Raw genomic sequence first — 24,292 nt, forward strand, 5'->3', positions numbered from 1 at the left:
TGTTATGGAACAGATTACATTGTCATTCCCCGCAAGCCGCACGCTGAGCGGCAGAGCGCTGGCGGGGGTTGTCGGGTCCGGTGATATGGAAGTGCTTTTCACCGCAGACAGCGAACAGGCGCTCAATGTTGAGATCACCACCTCCGTGGATAACAGCACCGCGCGCTGGAACGCGCTCTTTGAACGCTTAAGCCTGCTGAACGGGCTGCCCGCGGGCAAGCTGATTATCCACGATTTCGGCGCGACGCCGGGCGTGGCCCGCATTCGCATCGAACAAGTTTTTGAGGAGGCGAACCATGCGTAACGATCGCAGCTTTATCGAACTCCGGGCGCGTGACCGCGCCAAAGCGCTGCTGGATGAAGGCAGCTTCCGTGAACTGCTCGACCCGTTTGAGCAGGTGATGTCGCCGTGGCTTGGTAAGCAGGGCATTGTGCCGCAGGCTGACGACGGCATGGTGGTGGCGAAAGGCACTATCAACGGCCAGCCTGCGGTAGTTATCGCCATCGAAGGCACCTTCCAGGGCGGCAGCATGGGGGAAGTTTCCGGCGCGAAAATGGCCGCAGCGCTTGAGCTGGCGGCGGAAGATAACCGCAACGGCATCCCCACCCAGGCGGTGCTCTGCTTAGAAACCGGCGGCGTGCGTTTGCAGGAGGCCAACCTTGGCCTTGCGGCGATCGCGGATATTCACGCGGCTATCGTCGACCTGCGCCGCTATACCCCGGTCGTGGGGATCATCGCCGGTACCGTGGGCTGCTTCGGCGGGATGTCTATTGCCGCCGCGCTGTGCAGCTATCTTATCGTCACCCGCGAGGCGCGCCTTGGCCTTAACGGTCCGCAGGTTATTGAGCAGGAAGCGGGCGTGGAAGAGTACGACTCCCGCGACCGTCCGTTTATCTGGAGCATGACCGGCGGCGAGACCCGCTACCAGAGCGGGCTGGTGGATGCGCTGGTAGGCGATGGCGTGAACGCGGTGAAAGCCGCCATGAACGACGCCATTGCCAGAGGCGTGCCGGAACAGCACCGCAGCGATAAATATGACGATTTCCTGGCCCGCCTGAGCCGTTTCGATACCTCGAAACAGGCGGACGCAGAGCAGATCAAACAGCTTTTTGCCCGGGAGGAAAAATAATGACTAACGCAGTAAGCCGGGGCGCCTTATGGCTTGAAAAACTCGCGCCCAACGCGGTTCGTCTGGAAGGCCTTTGCCCCTCCGTGCAGGTAGCGGACGCCGATTTTAACGGCGAGCCGGCGCGTTTTATCGCCGTGGTGCCGGATGCCAACAACCACTACCCGCGCGCCGCGAAAGGCGAGGTAGGGCTGCTGGAAGGGTGGACGCTGGCGAAAGTGGTCAGCGAAACCATTAAAGCGGACGCGGATAACAGCGTGAAGCGCCCAATCATCGCGGTCATTGACGTGCCAAGCCAGGCCTATGGCCGCCGCGAAGAGGCGTTCGGTATTCACCAGGCGCTGGCGGGCGCGGCAGGGGCTTATGCCAGGGCGCGCCTTGCAGGGCACCCGGTGATTGGGCTTATCGTCGGCAAGGCGATGTCCGGGGCGTTTCTTGCCCACGGCTACCAGGCCAACAAGCTCATCGCCTTTAACGATAAAGGGGTGATGGTGCATGCGATGGGGAAAGAATCCGCCGCGCGCATTACGCTTCGCACCGTCGACGCGCTGGAAAAACTGGCGGCCACCATTCCGCCGATGGCGTATGACGTGGCGAACTACGCCACCCTGGGGCTGCTTTCCGACCTGCTGGATATCAGCAACCCGGACGCCCCCACTTCAGACGATCTGGCGCAGGTAAACAGCACCCTGCAACGGGCCATTCACGACGCACGCCAGGATCCGAGCCGGAAAGGTCGTCCTGACGCGGAAAACCGCCGTAGTTCTCAACTGGTTCGCGAACGTCTTCGCGCCAGCTGGTAAATAAAAGTAAGACCTGCCGGATAGCGGCACGCGTGGGCGTAGCGATACGCCCACCGGCCCGCCGCATCTGAAAAAACTATAAAGCTCGCCACGGGCGACGCACGCGGCAGAGCAAACCATCGCACCAGTGCTGATTATTCTTTCATTACAGGTGATTTTATGACTTACGTGATTGTTCATGCTCTTGCACCTATTTTTGTCATCATGCTGCTCGGTTTCTGGGCCGGCAAAGCAAAAATGGTGGATAACCAAAACGTTTCCTTACTCAATATCTTTGTGATGGATTTCGCGCTGCCCGCCGCGCTGTTTAGCGCCACCGTGCAGACGCCGTGGGCGGGCATCGTCGCACAAACGCCACTGATTGTGGTGCTGGTGCTGGCGATGTGGATAACCTACGCCGCTATTTACTTCCTGGCCGTCGGCCCGTTTAAAAAATCGCCCCAGGACGCCGCTGTACTGACGCTGACCGTGGCGCTGCCGAACTACGCCGCGCTCGGGCTGCCTATTCTTGGCAGCGTGCTGGGAGAAGGGTCGTCCACGTCGCTTTCCGTGGCGGTTTCCATCGCCTGCGGCTCGGTGCTGATGACCCCGTTCTGCCTGCTTATCCTTGAGCGCGAAAAAGCGCGCGCCAGCGGCGAGAACAGCGGTTCGACGCTTGCCATGCTGCCGGTGCTGATGTGGCGCTCGGTGAAAAAACCGATTGTCTGGGGCCCGCTGCTCGGCGTGGTGCTCTCTGCCATCTGCATTAAAATGCCAGACCTGGCGCTGGCCGCTATCAAGCCGCTCGGCCTTGCCGCCACCGCTGCCGCGCTGTTCCTGACCGGTGTTATTCTTTCCGCCCGTAAGCTGAAAATTAACGCGATGGTGAGCCTCGCGACGATCACCAAACTGCTTATTCAGCCGTTTATCGCCTGGGGTATTGTGCTGGCGCTTGGCCTGAGCGGCCCGGTGGCTATCACCGCCATTCTGATGATTGCGCTGGCGGCGGGCTTCTTCGGCGTGGTGTTCGGCAACCGTTTCGGCGTACAGTCGCCGGATGCGGAAGCGGTGCTGCTGCTAAGCTCCGTGCTGAGCATACTTTCGCTGCCGCTTTTCATCACCTTAACGCAAGGACTCTGAGCCATGACCACGCCGCGCCCGCACGACTTACTCTGGATTAGCCGCCGCGAAGCCCTTGAGGGCATTAACGAACCCTGGGTGAATGACCAGTGGCGCAGCGGGTTGCCGGTTGTGGTGCGGCGTGACGTGAGCAGGGAGGGGCTTATTCCGGTCGGCGTGCGCGGCATGAAGCGCGAGCAGCGCGCCGCAGGCTGGGTGGCGCCGCAGGCGGTTGTGCGCGTGGTCACGCCCGAGTCGCTGGCCGACCTGCAATGGCTTCTGCGCTCGCCGTTTGTCTCTCAACAGCCGGTGCAGGCCGCCATTCAGCTTGCCCAACGGCGCTGGCCGTGGGCGTGGGGCATTACCGGCTCCACTGGCTACGCGCTGGCGACCGAGGTGCCGGTGCTGCATGCGGCAAGCGATCTCGACCTGACAATCCGCGCGCCCGCGCCCGTTGCGCCTGCTGCGTTCGCTGAATGGCAGCGCCTGGTCGCACAGCTGCCGTGCCGCGCCGATACCCAGGTGGAGACGTCGCTCGGCGCGTTCTCGCTCGGCGAGTGGCTGCGTGACGGGCGCGCGCTGTTAAAAACCAACCAGGGACCGCAGCTTGTGAGCGACCCCTGGCGCAGGGAGGATGCATGAAGATTGTTTTTACCTTTCCCGGACAGGGGACGCAGCGCCCCGGCATGCTGCAACACCTGGCGGATGACGAGACGCAGCGCGAGGCGCGCGAGGTTTTAGGCGACGAGCTGGCAACGCTCGACACGCCGCAGGCGCTGCGCCACACAAGGGCGGTGCAGCTGGCGCTGCTGATTGCGGGCGTCGCCGCCGCCCGGTCGCTGATAGCGCAGGGGGTGAAGCCGGATATCGTCAGCGGGTTGTCCATTGGCGCTTACCCGGCGGCCGTCATTGCCGGGGCGCTCGACTTTCGCGATGCCTTAACACTGGTGGCGCTGCGCGGCGTCCTGATGGAGCAGGCCTACCCGGAAGGCTACGGCCTGACGGCGATCATCGGCCTGCGCCTCGACCAGGTGGAAAAACTGACTGCGGCGCACGGCGCGTATATCGCAAACCTTAACGCCGAGACGCAGATTGTGATTGCCGGGCGTGATGACCAGATGGCGGCGGTGGGTGAAGCGGCGCTGGCGCTGGGCGCCACCAAAGTGAACCGGCTGGCGGTGAGCGTGCCTTCGCACTGCGCGTTGCTGGATGAACCGGCGCGCAAGCTGGCACAGGCGTTTTCAGAGGTTACGTTACGCCGACCGCAGTGCGCTTACCTGAGCGGCAGCACCGCCCGGGTGTTGTGGCAGCCGGAGCGCATCGCTGATGACCTCGCTTTCAACATGGCGCGCACGGTGCGCTGGCAGGAGGCGATGATTGCCGCGCGCGAGCGCGAAGGCAGGCTGGCGATCGAAATGCCGCCCGGCGGCGTGCTTACCTGCTTAACCCGCCAGGCGGGCTGGGAAGGCGAGAGCATCTCCCTTGAGCGCAGCGGCGTGGCGGTGGCAAAGCATCTCGCGGGTAAGCTGCATTATTAACGTTTCTGCCTGGCCGGGAAGGCCGGGAAAGCAAGCGCATTTCTCCAGAACGCAGCGGCGTGGCGCTGGCGAAGCCTGCCGGCGGTATTATTCACTTTTGCCATGCAGGCTTAATGCGTACATGCGGCCTTCCGCCGCCAGCGCCAGCAGGTTAGGGTCCCGCTCGCGGCTGCGGGCGAAGACCAGCGCGATCTGCTGGCGCATCTGGTAAGGTTCCGCCAGCTTCACCAGCTGTAAGTCTTTCTCATAGAGCTTTTTCATGCGTCCCGGCACCAGCGAAAAGCCGACGCCCGCCTGCACCAGGCTCAGCATGGAGAAAATATCGTTGACGCGGGTGACGATATCCGGCTCGAACCCCGCCACGTGAAACGCCTCCTGGAACCCGGCGTAAGTGGCGAACCCTTCCGCCAGCGAGACGAATTTCCGGTCTTTGTAGTGGCGCAGATCCGCTTCGTGGCTGCTATCCAGCGCTTCCGCGGCTGGCGCCGCAAGGTAAATATCGTCGTGGAACAGCGGCATCACCTCCAGCAGTTTGCGGTCGATTTGCGCTTCCGAGACGGAAATCAAAATCGCGTCCAGCACATTATCTTCCAGCATATTAAGCAGCACCTGGTTTGAACCCATGGTGAGATCCAGCTCCAGATCCGGGCGGCGCAACTTCATCCCCATAATCAGCCTTGGCACCGTTTCGAGCGTGAGCGAATAGAGCGTGCCGACCCGCAGTCGCCCCTGGCCGACGCCTGCGGCGCGACGCGTTTCATCAATGCCTTTCGCCAGCAGCCCGATAGCTTCCTGGCAATATTCCAGCAGCGTTTCGGCGGCGGGCAGCGCCACCAGGTTGCGCCCTTTATGGACGAACAGCGGGCAACGCACCCCTTCTTCCAGGCTGTGCAGCGCGCGGTGCACGCTGACGGCGCTGATCTCCAGCGCTTCTGCGGTGCGGGCGATATTTCCCTTCTCCATAAACGCCATAAAGATGGAGAGCTTGCGAAAGGTGATGTCGTCGTCGATATCTAATTTCATGCCGGGCCTGCGTAGAAAGGGGGAGGGTAAGTGTAACCGCTGGCGGGGCGATGTGGGTAATGGGGCGTTGCAGGCGTCAGAAAGCGGGAGGTGATGACCCGCTTTGCGCAGCGGCGTTGAGTTCAATCTGAACGCGGTCGTAAGGCAGCACGATGAGCGCTCTTTCATCCAGCACGTCGCAACATCACTCACGGAAAGCGGCGGCAAAACGACACGGTAAGCGTTACCCGCATTTTCGGCAACCGGGATCCGCCTGCATAAAAAAGCCCGCAACAGGCGGGCTTTTTATTAGGGTGGGTTACGCGTCGGCGAATAATAACGGCGTTATTTCAGGCCGGGATCTTTTTCGCCCGGGTTAATTTACCCTTCCGGCATGGCCGATGAGTGATGAGAAGAAATTTTCCACTCTTTGCCATTCCAGGCCCAGGTAAATGTATAGCGCGCCGTAACGTGGGTGTTATCTGCGAAGGTAAATGTATAGGTGCCGGTATCAATGGCTTTATTGCAGCCCAGGCGAATGGTTCGGCTGTTAATTTTCCCGACGGGTTTTTTCTCCAGGAAAGTTTTGAAATAATCGACGCGTTCTTCATCAGTAAGGCGTACCTGGTTAGAGACGGTCGGTAATAAAACCGCATCGCCCAAATAGTTTTCCGAAACTTTATGAGCGTCACCCGTTTGTAATGAGGCGTTCCATTTATCAAACAGCGCTTCAATTTGCGCGTTATCAACTTTTACGCACTCTTTATTTGTGGCGGCAAACGCGGTGGATACGGTGAAAGTTAACAGTGCGGCGACGCTTAATAGCTTTTTCATAATCCATTCTCTTTATGTGGTTTTGGTGGCGCTACTATCCTTTTAATTTATTATTGAAACAACACCCCTTACAATTCATTACAGGGAGATTATTTTCTTTAAAAACGTCTGCGGACATTTCTCGCTGCTGTTCAGCCTCTTATTTTTTAATAAATGGCAATGGCCCTGATGCCGACCATTCATTAACTCTTCGCGCCTTAATTTACTTCGTCCACGATGCAACCCAAATCTGGCGACCAACTCCTTGTGGTGGTTAATGCTTCATATGTAATTTAAGCAAAATAAAAAACTATATATCTACGCCGTATTAATTTTAACTTCTGATGCACAGGCGGTTCTGCTTGAATAGGGCCTGAGAAAACGAGCAGGCGTTACCCCTTGCAGGCTCCCGCTGGCGCTGGTTTTATGACTTAACGAGGCTTACAGGTTTCCTATGATCTTAAATAACGGATACAAGAAGCTTGTCGTCGCAATCCTGTTTGAAATATTTGCAACGACAATGCTTGTTTTATCAAACGGCTTTAGCAAAGTGTTACCTTCGGTATTGTCCGTTCTCGGGTACGCTATTTGCTTTTACATTATGACGTATGTCTTTCGCACAATAAAAATGGGCGTGGCTTATGCAATATGGTCAGGCGTCGGCATTGTCGCGATTAATCTTATCGGCATTTTCGCTTTTCATACGCCCATTACCGGCGGTCGGTTTATGGGCATGTGGTTTATTGTGGCAGGCGTTGTCGTTTCGCATATTAATGACAGAAAAGTGGTCAGGCAATTATGATTCAGATGATTTTTATGAGCATGATGTGGCTATTTATCTCTATTTTATCGGAGGTGTTTGCTACCTCTATGCTGCCGCAAACGCGGCATTTTCGCCGCTTTCTTCCGACAGCCTTTTGCGCCCTCGGCTATTTCGCCTGTTTTTATTCTTTATCACAGGCGATGCAGTTAATGATCCCGGGCGTGGCCTATTCCTTCTGGTGCGGTATGGGCGTGGTGTTTATCACGGTGGTGGGCGCTGCCTGGTATGGGCAAAAAGTTACGCTCTTTGAAAAAACCGGCATCGGTTTAATTGTCACGGGAACTCTGTTAATGGGTTTTGCATAAGGAGTGAAGCAATGAACACATTTTCTCCTCGTATTGAAAAATTACGTAATAACTACTTTCGCGCTAAGCCGTTTATTTCGGTCTCAAGGGCGCAGGCCGTTACACAAGTTTATGAAGAGAATCCGGGGCTTGAAATCAACACCCTACGGGCGCTGGCTTTTTTGCGGGCATGCGAAACCGCGCCGCTATGGATTGGCGACGATGAACTGATTATCAGCCATCCCGCTGGCGGCGCCAGGGGCGGCGAAGTTTCCCCTGAAATTAGCTGGCGATGGGTGGAGGAGGAGCTGGATAGCCTCAGTACGCGCCCGCAGGATCCTTACCAGATAAGCGATGAGTCGAAGCGGATTTTAAAGGAAGTCGTTTTTCCTTTCTGGCGCGGGCGCTCGCTCGATGAAATGGCGGAAACGCGCCTGCGTGCGGCGGGCCTGTGGGAATGGTGCCACGATGAAGGGGTTTGCGACGTCACCATTAAAACGCAAAATGGCGGCGGCGATTCCTGCCCGGGCTACGATCAATTTTTGCTACGTGAAGGAATGGGCGGTATCCGCCAGCGTGCGCTGGACGCCATGGAGCGCCTGGAGCTGACCCGGGAAGAGGACATCCGGCAATACCATTTTTATAAAGGCATACAGCACACCTGCGATGCGGTGATCCGCTACGCGCACCGCTACGGCGACTACGCAGCGAGCCTGGCGCTTAAGGAGAACGATCCCCGGCGCAAAGCTGAACTGATGCAGCTTTCGCAGATTTGTTACCGGGTGCCGGAGTTTCCACCCGAAACGTTCCATGAGGCGTTGCAGTCGCTGTGGTTTGTTCAGTCGCTGTTTTGCCTGGAAGAAAACCAGACCGGCATTTCGCCCGGGCGCGTTGATCAGTATTTATGGCCTTACCTTGAGCGCGACATGGCGTGTAACCGCATTACGCCAGCCCAGGCGGAAGAGTTGCTTAGCTGCTGGATGATTAAGCTCGCGGAAAGCTTATGGATTTGCAGCGCCTCCACGGCGACCTATTTTGCCGGCTACCAGCCCTTTATCAATATCGTGGTGGGCGGGCAAAAACGGGAAGGGGGTGATGCCACCAATCCATTAACGCTGATGATAATGGACTGCGTTTCCAGACTGAAAATCTACCAGCCAAGCCTTGCCGCCCGTATCCATAATCAATCGCCCTATTACTATTTGCGCCAGATTGTCGAGGTGATCCGCAGCGGTACGGGCTTTCCGGCGTGCCATTTCGACGATGCGCATATCAAAATGATGCTGCGTAAAGGGTTCGATTATGACGATGCCCGCGATTACTGCCTGATGGGCTGCGTGGAGCCGCAAAAATCCGGGAAGATGTACCAGTGGACTTCGGTGGGTTACACCACCTTTACCCGCGCGCTTGAACTGGCACTGAATAATGGCTTCAGCGAAAGCGGCCGGCGGCTGGGGCCGCAGACGGGAACGGCGGAGGAGCTAAACAGCTTTGTTAAGTTTGAACGGGCCGTGAAACAACAGCTCGCCGCTATCACCGCCAAAGCCGCGCAGGCCACGCTGATTGTACAGGATTTGCACCGGCAATATGCGCCTAAACCGTTAATTTCAAGCCTGATTGAAGGGTGCATGGAAAAGGGCGCCGACGTGACAGCCGGCGGGGCCTGGCTCAACAACGGGCCGGGTTTGATCTGGACAGGGCTTGCCGATCTGGCCAACTCACTAATGGCGGTAAAAAAAGTTGTTTATGAACAACGGTTCGCAGGGCTGGCGGAACTTATCCAGGCGTTAAAGGCCAATTTTGTTGGCTATGAAGCATTGCATCACGCCTGCCTTGAGGCGCCGAAATATGGCAATGACATTACCGAGGTGGATGAAATTGCCAGAGATATTATCCACTTCACCGAGCAGGAGCATCGGCGTTACCGGATGCTGTATGGGCGTTTTACCCACGGCACGCTCTCTATTTCCAACAATACGCCTTTTGGCCTGATAACGGGCGCGCTGCCTTCAGGGCGGCTGGCGGGAAAACCGCTTGCCGACGGGATAAGCCCCGCTCAGCAAACGGATCTCAAAGGCCCGACGGCGGTCATTAACTCCGTCAGCCGAATCAACGTCGAAGAGATGGAAATAGGCATGGTGCATAACCTGAAGCTGATGCATGGCATGCTGGAGAGCGAAGAAGGCGCCGCGCATATCATCCATCTTTTGCGTACCGCCAGCATGCTGGGTAATGCGCAGATGCAGTTTAGCTACGTGGATAACGAAGAGCTGAAGCGTGCGCAAAAAGAACCTGAAAAATATAAAAATTTAATGATTCGCGTTGCGGGCTATAGCGCCTTTTTCACTGAACTCAGCCGGGAGGTACAGGATGAAATTATCAGCCGGACTGTGCAAAACATCACCTGAAGCGCCCAAAGGCAACGTGTTTAATATCCAGCGGTTTTCGCTTCACGACGGCCCGGGCATCCGAAGCGTGGTTTTTTTCCAGGGCTGCCATATGCGTTGCGCATGGTGTTGTAACCCGGAAAGCTGGGCGCAGGCGCGCGGCGCATCGACGCAAAGCGCGATAACCCTCGACGCGGTGCGCAAGGAGGTGGCGCGGGATGTGCCTTATTACCTGGTGTCGGGCGGCGGAGTGACCCTGAGCGGGGGCGAGGTAATGTTGCAGGCGCCGTTCGCCCGCGCCTTACTTGAGTCGCTGAGCGCGGAGGGCATTCACACGGCGATTGAAACGGCCGGTTTTGCGCCCTGGTCAGTGGTTAAAAATGTAGCCAACAACCCTACTGAATCAGTTTCGCTGGCGTATGAAAGCATCACCTGGCTTTATCTTGACGGGAATATTTCATATACAGACTCATGGAATCAGCGAGTGGTGGCTTAATGATTAGTTGCAGAGTCGATTTTAATCATCTCTACGACGAAGGCCGCGTGGCCCGTTTGGATGTGGGCGGCGTTGGTTCGTTTCCGGTTTTCTCCGGGTTGGGCGCTCTGGTAAACAAGCCAGAATGTTCTTACATGACGAATGCGACCGTTCCCCCGGGTAGCTACTGGATAGTTGACCGTCCGGAAGGTGGTTTTTACTCCCATACTCAAACCTGGTTTAAACACGCATTCACAGGTAATAATTATTACGATTGGTTTGCGCTGTTCAGAAAGGATGGGCTCGTAGATGACTACATGAACTTTGACGTCGATGCGCGTCATCATTATCAGCGCGGTCATTTCCGTTTGCATCCACCTCGCCCAGACGGATCGGGAATCAGTGAGGGGTGTATAACCTTTTTTCTGTCCCGTGACTTTTACATGGTGCGATCTGCGCTGCTAAAAGCCCACCGTCATCGCATTTTACAGGGAGATAAGCTGTGGGCTTATGGTGACGTAACGGTGATTGGTAATACGTCTGGGAGTTGTGATGCCACGTCCAGCTAAATGGTCGATCCGGCTGCTGATATTTCTGGCTATCACGTTTGCGCTGATGATTTCAGGAGTATTCAACCCGCTGGCCGAAAGTCTGAAATTTACCGTCACGAACCTGATGAATTACATCCCGACTGAGAAACCGGAGCCTTACCCCGATCGCGTAGAGGATAACTATTTCACTATGTACATCGTATTTAATGCGTTGGCGGCGGCTGTGGCCGTATTTCTGGGGGAAAAGATAGTTTGGCTATTGCGTAATACTTAACGTTTTTTTCACCCATTTTAATAAAAGGGAAAGTAGATAGGGGCGAAATCGAACCTGATGCCCGGTTCTTTTTATAAAGTTAAAAGTTGTTGTAACGGAGAGGATGAGATTAATAAAGGGTCACGTAACGGTATGGCTTTATATTGATTCCGATTTTTTGCTGAGTAATGGTTGCGCTGCTTTCGGTATGGTAGTTTTTAAGCGGTTAATTGTACTGTGGTATCACTGTAATAGTAAAAGAGGTTGGGGCCGTTTTTCGGATATTGCCTGGGTATAGCGAGGCTGGCAGTTTATGCAGGTAATTTGATTATTCTTTGTTTAAAAAATCCCTCCTGTTTTTATTTTGGCGCAGCACGGGAATTATATGCTTTGTTAATTCGGCGTGGTGAGAAAGGGGGGCTTCAAAATTATAAGATTAAAGCTCGTCGCGGCAACCACGACGGCTTATTCGCATGCCAGACGAGCGATCTTTCTTGTTCAACTACATAAATAACATCAAGAATAGATGAGATGTTATTCTTAATTCAAGGGAAATGAATAGTATGACGGCGCAATGTTATTTTTATTTAAACGGGAAGCCTATGTCGAATCTGGTTTGCCACGGTCTCGGTAACTTTTTTGCTTTTTCGGGTAACGCGCGGGATCGTAATCAACCGAACTCTACCCCTGTGCCCTTTGATGGCCCGCTACCCGGCGGAGAGTATTATATCATTGACAGGGAAAGCGGTGGACGCTTAGGAAAAATGCGTGATTTTATGCAGGATACCCTGGCGGGTACCCATCGGGCTGGATGGTTTGCGCTCTACCGTAATGACGGTGTGATAGATGACGTTACGTTTATCAATGGGGTACAGCGCGGCCAATTTCGATTACATCCTACAGGACGGTTTGGAGTTAGCGAAGGGTGTATTACTTTACCCGATGTAATTCAGTATCATCGGCTTTGAACATTTCTCAAATCACAGAAGATGGAGAAGGTGCCAGGTTCCCCGCTCTATTACTATGGTAAGGTATATGTAAAGTGATAAAAAAGATCTTAGCCGCTCTGCTCCTGACCTTTCCGATTTATGCTTTTACAGGCAGCAGTGATTTAGTTACCTGGTGGTTTGTCTGGGGAAACGGTTGGGCGTTTTTTGAGCCATTGCTTAAGGTGTTGCAATATTATGGCTTTAGCGGAAGGGCGCCATTAATTTATGCTGTTATGCTCGTCATAAGCTTTCTGTTGTCACTATTATTAGTGTTCGGTTTATCAGCACTGATTGATAAAAAGTATGGAAAAGCGTCGCGTTGAACGCTTTAGTATGCGTTCCAATCGGCGCGCTGCTTTTTCTATTCCGGGATGGGTTTATATATTCCAGTTACGCCGAGCTGTAAGGGTGATGAGAATGTTTGAACGCCAGATGCAGCATCTAATACAATTCATCGGCTAGTCACGATGATTTGCATTAGACGCGTTGAGTTTGTTCAGTGTCTGAAGGTAAATAATGACGAATCTCTCATTTGATGATCTGGTCAGACAATTTATTAAGAACGCATTACCTTTAGTGACAACACTGTTCAGAAAAGTTGAGATTGATGATAGCGCTACGCTGCAAGAGTTTTTCGAGGCTGATGATATAGCTGAAATGACAGAGAAATTTTTCAGTCACTTTGATATTGAGCCAGCCCGCTTTTCTTTAAGTCATTACTATCCCTGGAAAACGAGATCTCTCCTTTCCCGTAAGCCGCAAAGTGAAGATCAAAAAGCATTGACCATAGCAATGTATATCGAGTCTGCACGCGCCGGAAAATGGTTGTTTGATGAGTCCCACCTGCGAAACTAAGCGAGCCGCGCGCAATGATTAATGGCAACCCTGAGCCTCTGGAGCCATTTTGTCGCCACTCCACATCTGAAAAACAAAAAAGCCACCCTTGCGAGGTGGCTTAATTATATGATTTTACAGCTAAAATTTGGTGGCCCCTGTTGGGTTTGAACCAACGACCAAGCGATTATGAGTCGCCTGCTCTAACCACTGAGCTAAGGGGCCGTGGCGCTGGATTATAAAGGAAGTGGCGGTGTCAATCCAGCCTGCGCGGTAACGTATGCTGTTTTTCTAAGCAACCTCTCCGCCAGGCTTTATACTTTAAGAATCTGTAGGTTATCAGGGGATAGATATGATCACCGATATCATCGCGCCAGGGCTGCGCGTGGTTTTTTGTGGAATTAACCCCGGCAAGTCGTCGGCGCACACCGGGTATCACTTCGCCCACCCGGGCAACCGTTTCTGGAAGGTTATTCATCAGGCCGGGTTTACTGAACGCCAGCTTAAGCCTGAAGAAGAGCATGAGCTGCTGGATACCCGCTGCGGCATCACCATGCTGGTTGAGCGCCCTACGGTGCAGGCGAGCGAAGTGGCAAAGCAGGAGCTGCATGAAGGCGGGCGTTTGCTTGTGCAGAAGATTGAACAGTATCAGCCGCACGCGCTGGCGGTGCTGGGAAAGAAAGCGTTTGAGCAGGCATTCAGCCAGCGCGGCGTGAAGTGGGGAAAGCAGGTTATTACCATTGGCGAAACGGAAGTGTGGGTGTTGCCGAACCCGAGCGGTTTGAACCGCGCCTCGCTGGATAAGCTGGTTGAGGCCTATAGCGAACTGGATGAAGCGCTGGCGATGCGGGGACGCTAGGGCAGTTACGATTCGTATTGTGCAAAATCATTCACCCGGTGTTCCGTCCCTTTGCCGGGAGAAGGGCAAAGCCAGCGGCGTTTCGCTTCTCCAGGCGACAGCAGGGTGGCAAGCTGGAACGTTAGCCCCTTATATCTTTTCTTCGCATAAGGAGAGTAGGAAAGCGGGGGACACAGTATGTTGATGACAGCGGCGCTTCGCTTCTCCTGCCCGGAGCGCGACAAAGTTAAACAAAAACCGCCTTCTGAGAGGCGGTTTTTGCGTTATTCAGCGAGGTTGGCTGTCGCCTGGTCGACCAGCATCTGGCCGAGCGAGGTCTCAATTTTGTAGCAGAGCGTCTGCATGCGTGACTGATAAGCGCTCATAACAAGCTCATTTATGCGCGGGTTCAGGTCCTCTTTCACCGAAAGGAACTTGCTGGTCTTCGCGGTCAGCGCCGCCATTTCGCCGGCGTAACGGTTATAGGTGCGCGGTCCGTAGGCTCGCAGCGCTTCCAGCTCCTTGCGGCAGGTCTCGTGCGCCATCAGGCTGCTGGTGTCCTGTTCAGCACGCGGCGGAGAAACCGGCTGCGGCGCCACTGCGGCAGGCTGAGCAGACACAGGCGTAACCAGAGAATCAGGCTTTTGAGACTTGTTTACGCAGCCTGCCAGAACGACGCAAAGCGTCGCTAGCATCATTTTATTCATTCGTATGGGGTTCCTTGCTGTGTTTAAAAACACACGAAGCCGGTTCGATTGGCTCAAACAGAGGGAAATTACATTACGAAACATAATCCTGACAAATGAATTTTCCTTAACTAACCGGCATGCTCACAAAACAAAGCAGCATGGCGAGCGCTATCAGGCAGGGCAGGAAAAGCGGCAATAAAAAAGCCCTCGCGAGGAGGGCTTAATCAGGAAGCGACGATTAATCGTCGAGGAAGCTGCGCAGCACTTCAGAGCGGCTCGGATGACGCAGCTTGCGCAGCGCCTTCGCTTCGATCTGACGGATACGTTCGCGGGTAACGTCGAACTGTTTACCCACTTCTTCCAGCGTATGGTCGGTATTCATGTCAATACCGAAACGCATACGCAGTACTTTCGCTTCGCGGGCGGTCAGGCCTGCCAGCACGTCGTGCGTGGCGGCGCGCAGGCTTTCCGTGGTCGCGGAGTCCAGCGGCAGCTCGAGGGTGGTATCCTCGATAAAGTCCCCCAGATGCGAATCTTCATCGTCGCCGATCGGCGTTTCCATGGAGATAGGCTCTTTGGCGATTTTCAGCACTTTACGGATTTTATCTTCCGGCATCAGCATGCGCTCGGCCAGCTCTTCCGGCGTCGGCTCGCGGCCCATCTCCTGTAGCATCTGGCGCGAAATACGGTTGAGCTTGTTGATGGTCTCAATCATATGCACCGGAATACGGATGGTACGCGCCTGGTCGGCGATGGAGCGGGTGATAGCCTGACGGATCCACCAGGTGGCGTAAGTAGAGAACTTATAGCCACGGCGGTATTCAAACTTATCCACCGCTTTCATCAGGCCGATGTTGCCTTCCTGAATCAGGTCGAGGAACTGCAAGCCGCGGTTGGTGTATTTCTTGGCGATAGAAATCACCAGACGCAGGTTCGCTTCCACCATCTCTTTCTTCGCACGGCGGGCTTTAGCTTCGCCGATAGACATGCGACGGTTGATGTCTTTAACCTGCTCGATGGTCAGGCCGGTCTCTTCTTCAATCTGCTGCAACTTTTGCAGGCTGCGATGCACATCTTCCGCCACGTCGTTGAGCTTCTCAGACCACGGCTTGTTCATGGCGACAGCGGCGTTGAACCAGGTTTCGCTGGTTTCGTTGCCGGTGAAGAGCGTAATAAAGTTCTTCTTCGGCATTTTGCACTGCTCAACGCACAGCTTCATGATGATGCGTTCCTGGGTACGTACGCGGTCCATCATGGCGCGCATGTTGTTCACCAGGTAGTCGAACTGCTTCGGCACCAGACGGAACTGCTTAAAGACTTCAGAAAGCTTCAGGATCTCTTCCTGCGCAGCGGCGTTGCTGCGGCCTTTGGCTTTGATGGTATCGCGGGTGACTTCGTACTGGGTGCGCAGCTCGACAAACTTCTCGCGCGCCAGTTCCGGGTCGATGCTGTTGTCATCATCGCTGCTGTCGTCGTCAGACTCTTCGTCTTCATCCTCGTCATCATCCATCTCTTCCTGAGAGAGTTCAGAGCCGACGTGAGTGGCGGTCGGCGCCATCTCTTCTTCCGCATTGGGATCGACAAAGCCGGTGATGAGATCGGACAGGCGGGCTTCGCCTGCTTCTACGCGATCGTACTGCTCCAGCAGATAGGTGATCGCTTCCGGGTATTCTGCAACAGAGCACTGTACCTGGTTGATACCATCTTCGATGCGTTTGGCGATGTCGATTTCGCCTTCACGCGTCAGAAGTTCTACGGTACCCATTTCGCGCATATACATGCGCACCGGGTCGGTGGTACGCCCGATTTCAGATTCCACGCTGGAAAGCACCTGCGCGGCGGCTTCGGCAGCATCTTCATCCGCTGTGTTTTCCGCCAGCATCAGATCGTCGGCGTCCGGGGCCTCTTCCATTACCTGGATGCCCATGTCGTTGATCATCTGAATGATGTCTTCGATCTGGTCGGAGTCGACAATATCTTCCGGCAGATGGTCATTGACCTCAGCATAGGTCAGATAGCCTTGCTCCTTACCACGAGTGACAAGAAGCTTCAGCTGTGACTGCGGGTTTTGCTCCATAAGACGGTATCCACACTTGTTTCATGAGGGTTGGTGTCGGTAGGCGTTGCCGCCAACAATAACATTGCGAGCTAATTTCTTTTATTGCCGCTGCCCGTCATGCGGCTTTCGGGGGTGTCCCGATATATAATCGGCAATTAAGCCGCGGAAATTTATTTTTTGGCGCGTGCTTCGGTTATCACGCGTACTTCTTCTCGCTCCGCTGGCGTAAGCCCATGCGTGCGCGAGCGGGCGATTAATTCCGTTAATCTTAACTCCAGCGCTGAATCGAAAAGATGGTCCAGCGAGTCCGTGAACGTTTTTTCTGCGATGTCCTTATCTGCTATATCGTCCCAGGTTGCGAGTTTTTCAAGGGCGGCGGCCTCTTTTGTGCCGCGATAGTGCTCAAGCAGCTGACCGGTGGTCAGACCAGGCTGCGAAAGACACGTCTTCACCAATTCGGCGAAGAGCGCGAGGCCAGGCAATTTGCTTTCATCAAGCCCCGCAAGCGACGGCACCAGCGGCGCCAGCTCCGGGTTTTGCACCAGCAACCCTATCAGTATACGCATGGTTGTGCGTTTTAGCGTCGGCGCCGGGCGCGATTGGGCATTATCCGATTGTCGGGGCATCAGCCGCTCAAGCTGGCTGTCGTCCAGAATGCCGAGCTTGTTGCCAAGCTCCTGGCGCAGATAAATACGCAACGTTTCGCCGGGCACCTGGCTGATTAAGGGCAGCGCCAGCGTGCTGAGCTGCGCGCGACCGTCCGGCGAACTTAAATCCACCTGCGGCAGCAGAGTGTTAAACAGAAAAGTGGAAAGCGGCTGCGCCTGCTCCATTCGCTGTTCAAACGCTGCTTTGCCCTCTTTGCGCACCAGCGTATCCGGGTCTTCACCATCGGGCAGAAACATAAAGCGTAGCTGACGCCCGTCGGTCATGTACGGCAGGGCCGTTTCCAGCGCCCGCCAGGCGGCGCTGCGTCCCGCGCGGTCACCGTCGTAACAGCAGATGACAGTGTTGGTCACCCTGAAGAGCATTTGAATATGCTCCGCTGTGGTTGAGGTGCCTAGCGACGCCACCGCATAGTTAATGCCGTACTGGCCGAGCGCCACAACGTCCATATACCCTTCAACCACTAACAGGCGAGAAGGGTTCGGGTCGCTTTGCTGCGCTTCATAAAGGCCATATAGCTGGCGGCCCTTGTGGAAAATCTCGGTTTCCGGGGAGTTCAGGTACTTCGGCAAGGCATCGCCCAGCACACGACCGCCAAAGCCGATAACGCGGCCTCGCTTGTCGCGAATGGGGAACATCACCCGCTCGCGGAAACGGTCGTAACTACGGCCCTGATCGTTGGTCACCAGCATGCCCGCATCGATTAACGATTTGCGGTTCTCGCCGTTGCCGCCGAAGCGCTTAAGCACGTTATCCCAGCCCGGCGGCGCGTAACCGATGGCGAAGTGGCGAATCACCTCTTCGCTCAGGCCGCGCTTTTGCAAATACTCACGGGCCGGTTCAGCGCCCGGCTGCGCCAGCGCCTGCTGATAAAACGCATTCAGGCCGTCGAGCAGTTCGTACAGCGTCTGGCGTTGATGGCGTTCAATCTGGCTGGGACCGTTGCCTGCTTCATAGGGCACGTCGAGATTATGCATGGCCGCCAGTTCCTCGACGGTTTCAACGAACTCGAGCTTGTCGTAGTTCATCAGAAAGTCGATGGCGTTGCCGTGCGCGCCGCAGCCGAAGCAGTGATAAAACTGTTTTTCACCGTTTACGGTGAAAGAGGGGGTTTTCTCGTTATGGAAAGGACAGCACGCATGATAATTCTTGCCCTGTTTCTTGAGCTTTACGCGTGCGTCAATCAGGTCGACGATATCGGTGCGAGCCAACAGGTCATTGATAAAGACACGTGGGATTCGTCCAGCCATAAGCCCCGTTTTTTATCAGTCCATAAACGAAAATAAGCCGCGCATTCCTTTCGGAAGCACGGCCTCTACAACTACAACTCTGTCTGTCGCTGAGGGGAGATGCCCCTCAGGGAATTAGTACAGACGAGTACGGCGTGCGTTTTCGCGAGCCAGTTTCTTCGCGTGACGTTTCACAGCGGAAGCTTTGGCGCGTTTACGTTCGGTAGTCGGTTTTTCATAGAATTCACGACGACGAACTTCCGCCAGAACACCTGCTTTCTCACAGGAACGCTTGAAGCGACGCAGTGCAACGTCGAACGGCTCGTTTTCACGTACTTTAATTACCGGCATGTGCCTCTCACCTTTGATTAATTCGGTTTGCTGCTGGCATCAAAACGCCAGCTTATTTCAAAATGGTGCGGAATTTTACTGCAATTGCTGCTGCTTTGTAAAGCATCAGCAGCGGCAGAAACCTGCTTTTTGTGCAGTTGCTTCCAGGGGGCGGCATTATACACGAGCCGCCCGCCTGGGTTGAGCAAAGTTTTACATCGCAGGCGTACCGTCATACACTGCGCGCCATGCGAAAGAGGTAAAAAAGCCATGCGTGTACTGGGTATTGAGACATCCTGTGATGAAACCGGCATCGCCATTTATGACGATGAGAAAGGGCTGTTAGCCAACCAATTGTATAGTCAGGTAAAACTGCATGCTGACTACGGCGGCGTCGTGCCGGAGCTCGCCTCGCGCGACCACGTGCGCAAAACCGTGCCGCTAATCCAGGCCGCGCTGAAAGAGGCGGGCCTGGAAGCGCAGGCGATCGACGCGGTAGCTTATACCGCAGGGCCAGGGCTGGTCGGCGCGCTGCTGGTTGGAGCCACCGTAGGCCGCGCGCTGGCGTTTGCCTGGGATGTGCCGGCGATCCCGGTGCACCATATGGAAGGCCACCTGCTGGCGCCTATGCTGGAAGATAATCCGCCTGAATTTCCCTTTGTGGCGCTGCTGGTCTCCGGCGGCCATACCCAGCTGATTAGCGTGACCGGCATCGGCGAATATGAACTGCTCGGCGAATCCATCGACGATGCGGCGGGCGAAGCGTTCGACAAAACCGCTAAACTGCTGGGGCTGGATTATCCCGGCGGCCCGATGCTCTCTAAGCTTGCGGCTCAGGGCGTGGCGGGGCGTTTTACCTTTCCGCGCCCAATGACCGACCGCCCGGGGCTGGATTTCAGCTTCTCCGGCCTGAAAACCTTCGCCGCGAATACCATTCGCGATAACGGCAACGATGATCAAACCCGTGCCGATATTTCGCGCGCGTTTGAAGATGCGGTAGTGGATACGCTGATGATCAAATGCCGCCGCGCGCTGGATCAAACCGGCTTTAAGCGGCTGGTGATGGCAGGCGGCGTAAGCGCTAACCGCACGCTGCGCGCGCGCCTTGCAGAGATGATGGAAAAGCGGAAAGGCGAAGTTTTTTACGCGCGTCCGGAATTCTGCACGGATAACGGCGCGATGATAGCGTACGCCGGAATGGTGCGTCTGAAGGCGGGCGGCGCGGCGGGCCTTGGCGTCACCGTACGCCCGCGCTGGCCGCTGGCGGAGCTGCCGCCAGCGCAGTAACCGTCAGGCGAAGCAATAAAAAAGGAGTGAATGTTCACTCCTTTTTTTGTGCCTTCAGCGCCCGTCTTTTGCGTAGTTTTTCCCAGATGCGGGTCTCCTGGCCACGCCAGAGCCGCTGGATATTGTCGTGATGGCGCAGCAGGATTAAACAGGAGAGCATCGAGACCGGGAAGGTAAACTGCGGTTTAAACCACCAGACATAAAACGGCGCCACCAGCGCGCTGATGATTGCGCCAAGCGAAGAATAACCGCTCAACAGCACCGTCAGCAGCCAGGTGCCGGCCATTACGCCAGTCAAGTCCCAGCCTATCGGCGCAATGGCGCCGAAAGCGGTGGCCACGCCCTTGCCGCCACGAAAATTAAAGAAGACCGGCCAGATATGGCCAAGACAGGCGGCGATGGCGATAAGCCCAAGCCAGAACGGCGTCACGCCCAGCGCATAAGCGCCCCAGACTGGCAGCATCCCTTTCAGGACGTCGAAAATCAGTACCGCTGCGGCTGCTCCCTTACCACCAATTCGCAGGACGTTGGTCGCTCCGGGATTGCCGGATCCACTGTCGCGTGGGTCTGGCAGACCCGCGATGCGGCAGACCAGAATGGCGCTGGAAATTGAGCCGCAAAGATACGCGAGGAGGATCATTCCAGGCGCGATTGCACTCATGACGCTGTTCCGTTGTGAAAATGTCGTTTTATTTGCTGCATCTGTGGATAATACGCATATTTCGCCGGAAGTGGTATCCGGCTGACCCAAAAACAGGCAGGGCGTGATGGATATTGTATTTATAGAGCAGCTTTCGGTAATTACCACTATTGGCGTGTATGACTGGGAACAGACCATTCAACAAAAGCTGGTGTTCGATATCGAAATCGCATGGGATAACCGGGCGGCGGCAAGCAGTGACGACGTGAACGACTGCCTGAGCTATGCCGACGTGACGCAAGCGGTTGTCAACCACGTAGAGCAAGGCCGCTTCGCGTTGGTGGAGCGCGTGGCTGAAGAGGTAGCGCAAATCATCCTTACGCGTTTCAATGCGCCCTGGGTGCGTATTAAAGTCAGTAAGCCTGGCGCCGTCGCGCAGGCGGCGAATGTCGGCGTCATCATTGAGCGTGGCAATAATCCTAAATAAATCATTTAATTTCATAATGATTAAACCAAACGCGGGTATACCGGTCTTACAGCAGGACCTTTCGCGGCTGTCGTGATGCGTCAGCCGCTTTTTTATGTCATTTTTTGGGGTACGAGGGTTAGTTAATGAGTGATATGCATTCGCTGCTCGTGGCGGCGATACTTGGCGTGGTTGAAGGGCTGACGGAGTTCCTGCCTGTTTCCAGTACCGGCCATATGATTATCGTCGGTCACCTGCTGGGCTTTGAAGGCGAGACGGCGAAAACCTTTGAAGTCGTTATCCAGCTCGGCTCCATTCTGGCGGTGGTCGTGATGTTCTGGCGTCGCCTGTTTGGGCTTATCGGCATTCATTTTGGTCATCCGCCGCACGAAGGCACCGGCAAAGGCCGGCTTTCGCTCATCCATATTCTGCTCGGCATGGTGCCCGCCGTAGTGCTGGGGCTGGTATTTCACGACACCATCAAGTCGCTGTTTAACCCAATAAACGTGATGTATGCGTTGGTGGTCGGCGGCTTGCTGTTGATTGCCGCTGAATGCCTGAAGCCCAAAGAGCCGCGCGCGCTGGGCCTTGACGACATGACTTACCGCCAGGCGTTCATGATTGGCTGCTTCCAGTGTCTGGCGCTGTGGCCTGGCTTCTCGCGCTCGGGGGCGACCATTTCCGGCGGCATGCTGATGGGAGTTAGCCGCTACGCGGCCTCTGAGTTCTCGTTCCTGCTGGCGGTGCCGATGATGATGGGCGCCACCGCGCTCGATCTCTATAAAAGCATTGGCTTTTTAACAATGAACGATCTGCCGATGTTCGCGGTGGGCTTCATCACCGCGTTTATCGTGGCGCTGGTTGCAATTAAAACTTTCCTGCATCTTATTAAGCGCATCTCGTTTATTCCGTTCGCCATCTATCGCTTTATCGTGGCGGGTGCGGTCTACCTCGTCTTTATGTAAAGCGTCAGCCCTCAGCCTGCGGCTGGGGGCAACGCTCCGCTTTCCAGTTCGCCACCGCGCGAATACGCCGTTTAGTTAACTCCTCGCGAATATCTGCGCCGGTAAAGCCTGCCTCCACCACCTCTTTGGGCGAGACGCTTTTCGCCACTTCCCATGCCTCGCGCAGCAAACGACCCTGTGGATAATCGTTCGCTTCAAAGCCGGTGCGTCCGCGTACGTCCGCTTCGCTGGTAATGGCGATCTGCTCAACGCGCTGCGGCTTGCGCCAGGCGTCGATGGAATCAAACAGATTAACAATGGTGCGCGGCTTCAGAACAGGGAAGGTGTGGATGAGATCGTGGAATTCCGCCACCAGTCTGGCGAGATCGCGGATGTCATTCGGCACGCGAAACCGCTGGCAGACTTTTTCCACCAGCCTTACGCCTGCCGGGCCGTGACCGTGGTGACGCGGCCACAGGTGCTTCGGCGTTAGCCCTTTGCCGAGATCGTGAAGCAGGGCAGCGAAACGCACGTCCACCGCCGGGCTTAGCATGGTCGCCATGGAAAGCGTCATCAGCGTGTGAATGCCGGTGTCTATCTCCGGGTGCCACTTTTCCGGCGCCGGTACGCCAAACAGCGCATCCAGTTCCGGAAAAAGCACTTTCAGGGCGTCACATTCACGCAGCACCATGAAAAACACTTGCGGATTGCGGCTGGTAAGCGCGTTTTCGGTCTCTTTCCAGACGCGCTCCGGCGTCAGGTGCGCCAGCTCGCCGTTATGCGCCATGTCGCGCATCAGTTCAAGAGTCTCTGGCGCGATTCGAAAATTAAGGTGGGCATAGCGGGCGGCGAAGCGGGCAACGCGCAGCACGCGCAGCGGATCTTCGCTAAACGCGGGAGAAACATGGCGCAGCAGCCGTTTTTCAATATCGGCGCGGCCGTGATAAGGGTCGATGTAGCCGCCGTTTTCATCCTGGGCGATGGCGTTAATGGTGAGATCGCGGCGCAGCAGATCCTGCTCCAGCGTCACATCCGGCGCGGCGTAACAGGTAAAACCGGTATACCCTTGTCCCGATTTGCGCTCGGTGCGCGCCAGCGCGTACTCTTCATGGCTATGCGGATGCAAAAAGACCGGGAAATCTTTTCCTACCTGCTGATAACCGTTATCCAGCATCTCCTGCGGCGTAGCGCCGACTACCACCCAGTCTCTGTCTTTCACCGGTAAGCCCAACAGGGCGTCCCGTACTGCGCCGCCAACCAGATAACTCTTCACCCAACTTTCTCCAGCTCTCAATTTTGCCGACAGATAATACGTTAAGTGTAGAGGAGATGGCGAAAGAAAAGGGCAGCGTAGCGCTGCCCGAAGGGAGATCAGTTCATCCAGCGGTCTTTTCGTTTACGGCTTGGGATCATGTGCGGCAGCAGCAGCCCCAGTAGCAGCCCCACGCCCAGCACGCCGCCGCCATACATAAACCACTGCATAATGATGGTGCGCTGTTTATCATCCAGCTGAATATTCGCGGCGTTCACTTTCTTTTGCGCCACGATCAGTTCGTTCTTCAGCTTCTGGTTTTGTTCTTTCAGCCCGTTAATCACGCTGTCGCTCGCCGCCACTTTTTTCTGCATGTCGGCGGTGCGCTGGTTCCAGGTGGCATCAATATTGTTAAGCTTCTGCGTTAGCGTATTGACTTGGTTTTCCAGGTCCGGCACCCGGGTGCGCAGGCTGGGCTCCGCTTTTAACTGCCCGAGCGGGATCCAGGCGGTACGGCCGTTGCTGTCGCGCACCTGGCCGTAATTCGTGCTGTCATTGCTTTGCAACAGCGTCACTTCCTCGCCGGCGTTCAGCGTGCCGACCAGGCGATAATTATCACCCGGGCCGCTGCGGACCCAGGTATTCAGCTCATCCGAAACGTAACGTTTTTCATCGGCATGGGCTGCGGTAGTGATGCCAAGCGCGAGCAAAGAAAAGCAAATAAGGCGTAATTTCTGCATTATCGGGTCATTATTGTCGGAAATGTGGAACGATAGTAGTGGCAACAGTCTGACGATGCAAAGCGCAAACCTGAATGAGAATCATCCTGGTCATCCTTCGCGCGCTGCCCCCGCGGCTCAAGGGTTTTACTGCGGCTTCTCTGCCTGAAACGTGGCAATTTTCCGCAAAATACTA

28 protein-coding genes, 1 tRNA gene and 1 pseudogene are annotated in these 24,292 nt (G+C 55.4%); 19 read left to right on the forward strand and 11 right to left on the reverse strand.

The annotated features are described in order from the left end of the window. Window positions 1–4: 4 nt before the first annotated feature. From mdcC to mdcH, 6 genes are all read left to right on the forward strand, one after another. Window positions 5–304 carry a malonate decarboxylase acyl carrier protein gene (gene mdcC / locus DW56_RS06530; RefSeq protein WP_024551585.1) on the forward strand — a complete coding sequence of 100 codons (300 nt, stop codon included), beginning with the start codon at window positions 5–7 and terminating at the stop codon, window positions 302–304. Beyond that, the gene (locus tag DW56_RS06535) at window positions 297–1,130 is read left to right on the forward strand and encodes a biotin-independent malonate decarboxylase subunit beta (RefSeq protein ID WP_024551586.1); all 834 of its coding nucleotides are present in this window, start codon (window positions 297–299) and stop codon (window positions 1,128–1,130) included. The genes mdcC and DW56_RS06535 overlap by 8 nt, the downstream gene beginning before the upstream one ends. Continuing rightward, window positions 1,130–1,930 carry a biotin-independent malonate decarboxylase subunit gamma gene (gene mdcE, locus DW56_RS06540; protein WP_024551587.1) on the forward strand — a complete coding sequence of 267 codons (801 nt, stop codon included), beginning with the start codon at window positions 1,130–1,132 and terminating at the stop codon, window positions 1,928–1,930. The genes DW56_RS06535 and mdcE overlap by 1 nt, the downstream gene beginning before the upstream one ends. Window positions 1,931–2,089: 159 nt before the next feature. After that, on the forward strand, window positions 2,090–3,049 hold the full coding sequence (locus DW56_RS06545) for an AEC family transporter (protein WP_024551588.1): 960 nt from the start codon (window positions 2,090–2,092) through the stop codon (window positions 3,047–3,049). Between the two features lie 3 nt (window positions 3,050–3,052). Next, the gene (locus tag DW56_RS06550) at window positions 3,053–3,670 is read left to right on the forward strand and encodes a malonate decarboxylase holo-ACP synthase (protein ID WP_024551589.1); all 618 of its coding nucleotides are present in this window, start codon (window positions 3,053–3,055) and stop codon (window positions 3,668–3,670) included. Then, on the forward strand, window positions 3,667–4,566 hold the full coding sequence (gene mdcH, locus DW56_RS06555) for a malonate decarboxylase subunit epsilon (RefSeq protein ID WP_024551590.1): 900 nt from the start codon (window positions 3,667–3,669) through the stop codon (window positions 4,564–4,566). Before DW56_RS06550 ends, mdcH begins: the two co-directional genes overlap by 4 nt. A gap of 87 nt (window positions 4,567–4,653) precedes the next feature. Here mdcH and DW56_RS06560 read toward each other — a convergent pair whose 3' ends face one another. Continuing rightward, window positions 4,654–5,589, reverse strand: a complete 936-nt coding sequence (locus DW56_RS06560; protein WP_024552882.1) for a LysR family transcriptional regulator — start codon at window positions 5,587–5,589, stop codon at window positions 4,654–4,656. A 360-nt stretch (window positions 5,590–5,949) separates the two neighbouring features. After that, window positions 5,950–6,402, reverse strand: coding sequence for an SgcJ/EcaC family oxidoreductase (locus tag DW56_RS06565; RefSeq protein WP_024552881.1), 453 nt, complete (start codon window positions 6,400–6,402; stop codon window positions 5,950–5,952). Window positions 6,403–6,835: 433 nt separating this feature from the next. Between DW56_RS06565 and DW56_RS06570 the strand changes: the two genes are divergently transcribed. The 9 genes and pseudogenes from DW56_RS06570 (at window position 6,836) to DW56_RS06605 (ending at window position 12,998) form a co-directional block, all read left to right on the forward strand. Next, on the forward strand, window positions 6,836–7,183 hold the full coding sequence (locus DW56_RS06570) for a DMT family transporter (protein ID WP_024552880.1): 348 nt from the start codon (window positions 6,836–6,838) through the stop codon (window positions 7,181–7,183). Then, window positions 7,180–7,509: a DMT family transporter gene (locus tag DW56_RS06575; protein WP_024552879.1), complete on the forward strand. Its 330-nt coding sequence runs from the start codon at window positions 7,180–7,182 to the stop codon at window positions 7,507–7,509. The genes DW56_RS06570 and DW56_RS06575 overlap by 4 nt, the downstream gene beginning before the upstream one ends. 11 nt (window positions 7,510–7,520) lie before the next feature. Continuing rightward, window positions 7,521–9,896 carry a choline trimethylamine-lyase gene (gene cutC, locus DW56_RS06580; RefSeq protein WP_024552878.1) on the forward strand — a complete coding sequence of 792 codons (2,376 nt, stop codon included), beginning with the start codon at window positions 7,521–7,523 and terminating at the stop codon, window positions 9,894–9,896. Further along, window positions 9,859–10,263, forward strand: a pseudogene (locus tag DW56_RS06585) (4Fe-4S cluster-binding domain-containing protein); the annotation flags it as partial. The gene cutC and the pseudogene DW56_RS06585, both read left to right, overlap by 38 nt. A 107-nt stretch (window positions 10,264–10,370) precedes the next feature. Then, complete coding sequence (locus DW56_RS21425) at window positions 10,371–10,919, forward strand: DUF2778 domain-containing protein (protein ID WP_071789759.1); 549 nt, start codon at window positions 10,371–10,373, stop codon at window positions 10,917–10,919. Next, window positions 10,903–11,175, forward strand: coding sequence for a hypothetical protein (locus DW56_RS06595; RefSeq protein ID WP_024552877.1), 273 nt, complete (start codon window positions 10,903–10,905; stop codon window positions 11,173–11,175). Before DW56_RS21425 ends, DW56_RS06595 begins: the two co-directional genes overlap by 17 nt. 581 nt (window positions 11,176–11,756) lie before the next feature. Further along, entirely contained in the window at window positions 11,757–12,122 is a 366-nt protein-coding gene (locus DW56_RS21430) for a DUF2778 domain-containing protein (RefSeq protein WP_199899851.1), read from the forward strand. A 74-nt stretch (window positions 12,123–12,196) separates the two neighbouring features. Next, entirely contained in the window at window positions 12,197–12,466 is a 270-nt protein-coding gene (locus DW56_RS06600; protein ID WP_024552876.1) for a hypothetical protein, read from the forward strand. A gap of 193 nt (window positions 12,467–12,659) precedes the next feature. Continuing rightward, entirely contained in the window at window positions 12,660–12,998 is a 339-nt protein-coding gene (locus tag DW56_RS06605; protein WP_024552875.1) for a DUF1493 family protein, read from the forward strand. Between the two features lie 128 nt (window positions 12,999–13,126). Here the strand turns inward: DW56_RS06605 and DW56_RS06610 are convergent. Beyond that, window positions 13,127–13,202 (reverse strand) — tRNA-Ile (locus DW56_RS06610). A 127-nt stretch (window positions 13,203–13,329) separates the two neighbouring features. Between DW56_RS06610 and mug the strand changes: the two genes are divergently transcribed. Then, complete coding sequence (gene mug, locus DW56_RS06615) at window positions 13,330–13,836, forward strand: G/U mismatch-specific DNA glycosylase (protein WP_024552844.1); 507 nt, start codon at window positions 13,330–13,332, stop codon at window positions 13,834–13,836. 263 nt (window positions 13,837–14,099) lie between these two features. On the opposite strand, the gene DW56_RS06620 is transcribed toward mug, so the two are convergent. The 5 genes from DW56_RS06620 to DW56_RS22340 all read right to left on the reverse strand — a co-directional run bounded on the left by DW56_RS06620 (window position 14,100) and on the right by DW56_RS22340 (window position 19,024). After that, the gene (locus tag DW56_RS06620; protein ID WP_024552843.1) at window positions 14,100–14,522 is read right to left on the reverse strand and encodes a hypothetical protein; all 423 of its coding nucleotides are present in this window, start codon (window positions 14,520–14,522) and stop codon (window positions 14,100–14,102) included. Between the two features lie 220 nt (window positions 14,523–14,742). Then, on the reverse strand, window positions 14,743–16,581 hold the full coding sequence (gene rpoD / locus DW56_RS06625) for an RNA polymerase sigma factor RpoD (protein ID WP_024552842.1): 1,839 nt from the start codon (window positions 16,579–16,581) through the stop codon (window positions 14,743–14,745). Between the two features lie 152 nt (window positions 16,582–16,733). Next, complete coding sequence (dnaG, locus tag DW56_RS06630; protein WP_024552841.1) at window positions 16,734–18,479, reverse strand: DNA primase; 1,746 nt, start codon at window positions 18,477–18,479, stop codon at window positions 16,734–16,736. Window positions 18,480–18,593: 114 nt separating this feature from the next. Next, the gene (gene rpsU, locus DW56_RS06635) at window positions 18,594–18,809 is read right to left on the reverse strand and encodes a 30S ribosomal protein S21 (protein ID WP_001144069.1); all 216 of its coding nucleotides are present in this window, start codon (window positions 18,807–18,809) and stop codon (window positions 18,594–18,596) included. Between the two features lie 17 nt (window positions 18,810–18,826). After that, window positions 18,827–19,024, reverse strand: a complete 198-nt coding sequence (locus DW56_RS22340; protein WP_139152811.1) for a hypothetical protein — start codon at window positions 19,022–19,024, stop codon at window positions 18,827–18,829. A 34-nt stretch (window positions 19,025–19,058) separates the two neighbouring features. On the opposite strand from DW56_RS22340, the gene tsaD reads away from it, so the two are divergent. Then, the gene (gene tsaD, locus DW56_RS06645) at window positions 19,059–20,075 is read left to right on the forward strand and encodes a tRNA (adenosine(37)-N6)-threonylcarbamoyltransferase complex transferase subunit TsaD (RefSeq protein ID WP_024552839.1); all 1,017 of its coding nucleotides are present in this window, start codon (window positions 19,059–19,061) and stop codon (window positions 20,073–20,075) included. Between the two features lie 34 nt (window positions 20,076–20,109). Here the strand turns inward: tsaD and plsY are convergent, their stop codons facing one another. Then, window positions 20,110–20,736, reverse strand: coding sequence for a glycerol-3-phosphate 1-O-acyltransferase PlsY (gene plsY, locus DW56_RS06650; RefSeq protein WP_024552838.1), 627 nt, complete (start codon window positions 20,734–20,736; stop codon window positions 20,110–20,112). Window positions 20,737–20,842: 106 nt separating this feature from the next. Here plsY and folB point away from each other — a divergent pair, with 106 nt between their 5' ends. Then, complete coding sequence (folB, locus tag DW56_RS06655) at window positions 20,843–21,202, forward strand: bifunctional dihydroneopterin aldolase/7,8-dihydroneopterin epimerase (protein ID WP_024552837.1); 360 nt, start codon at window positions 20,843–20,845, stop codon at window positions 21,200–21,202. 125 nt (window positions 21,203–21,327) lie between these two features. Continuing rightward, window positions 21,328–22,146 (forward strand): undecaprenyl-diphosphate phosphatase, encoded by an 819-nt coding sequence (gene bacA / locus DW56_RS06660; protein ID WP_024552836.1) that lies wholly within the window; start codon window positions 21,328–21,330, stop codon window positions 22,144–22,146. Window positions 22,147–22,150: 4 nt separating this feature from the next. Here bacA and DW56_RS06665 read toward each other — a convergent pair whose 3' ends face one another. Beyond that, on the reverse strand, window positions 22,151–23,398 hold the full coding sequence (locus DW56_RS06665; RefSeq protein ID WP_024552835.1) for a multifunctional CCA addition/repair protein: 1,248 nt from the start codon (window positions 23,396–23,398) through the stop codon (window positions 22,151–22,153). Between the two features lie 98 nt (window positions 23,399–23,496). After that, window positions 23,497–24,117: a TIGR04211 family SH3 domain-containing protein gene (locus DW56_RS06670; RefSeq protein WP_024552834.1), complete on the reverse strand. Its 621-nt coding sequence runs from the start codon at window positions 24,115–24,117 to the stop codon at window positions 23,497–23,499. Between the last annotated feature and the right edge of the window lie 175 nt (window positions 24,118–24,292).

The sequence above is a fragment of the Franconibacter helveticus LMG 23732 genome, from assembly GCF_000463115.2.
Classification (GTDB): Bacteria; Pseudomonadota; Gammaproteobacteria; order Enterobacterales; family Enterobacteriaceae; genus Franconibacter; species Franconibacter helveticus.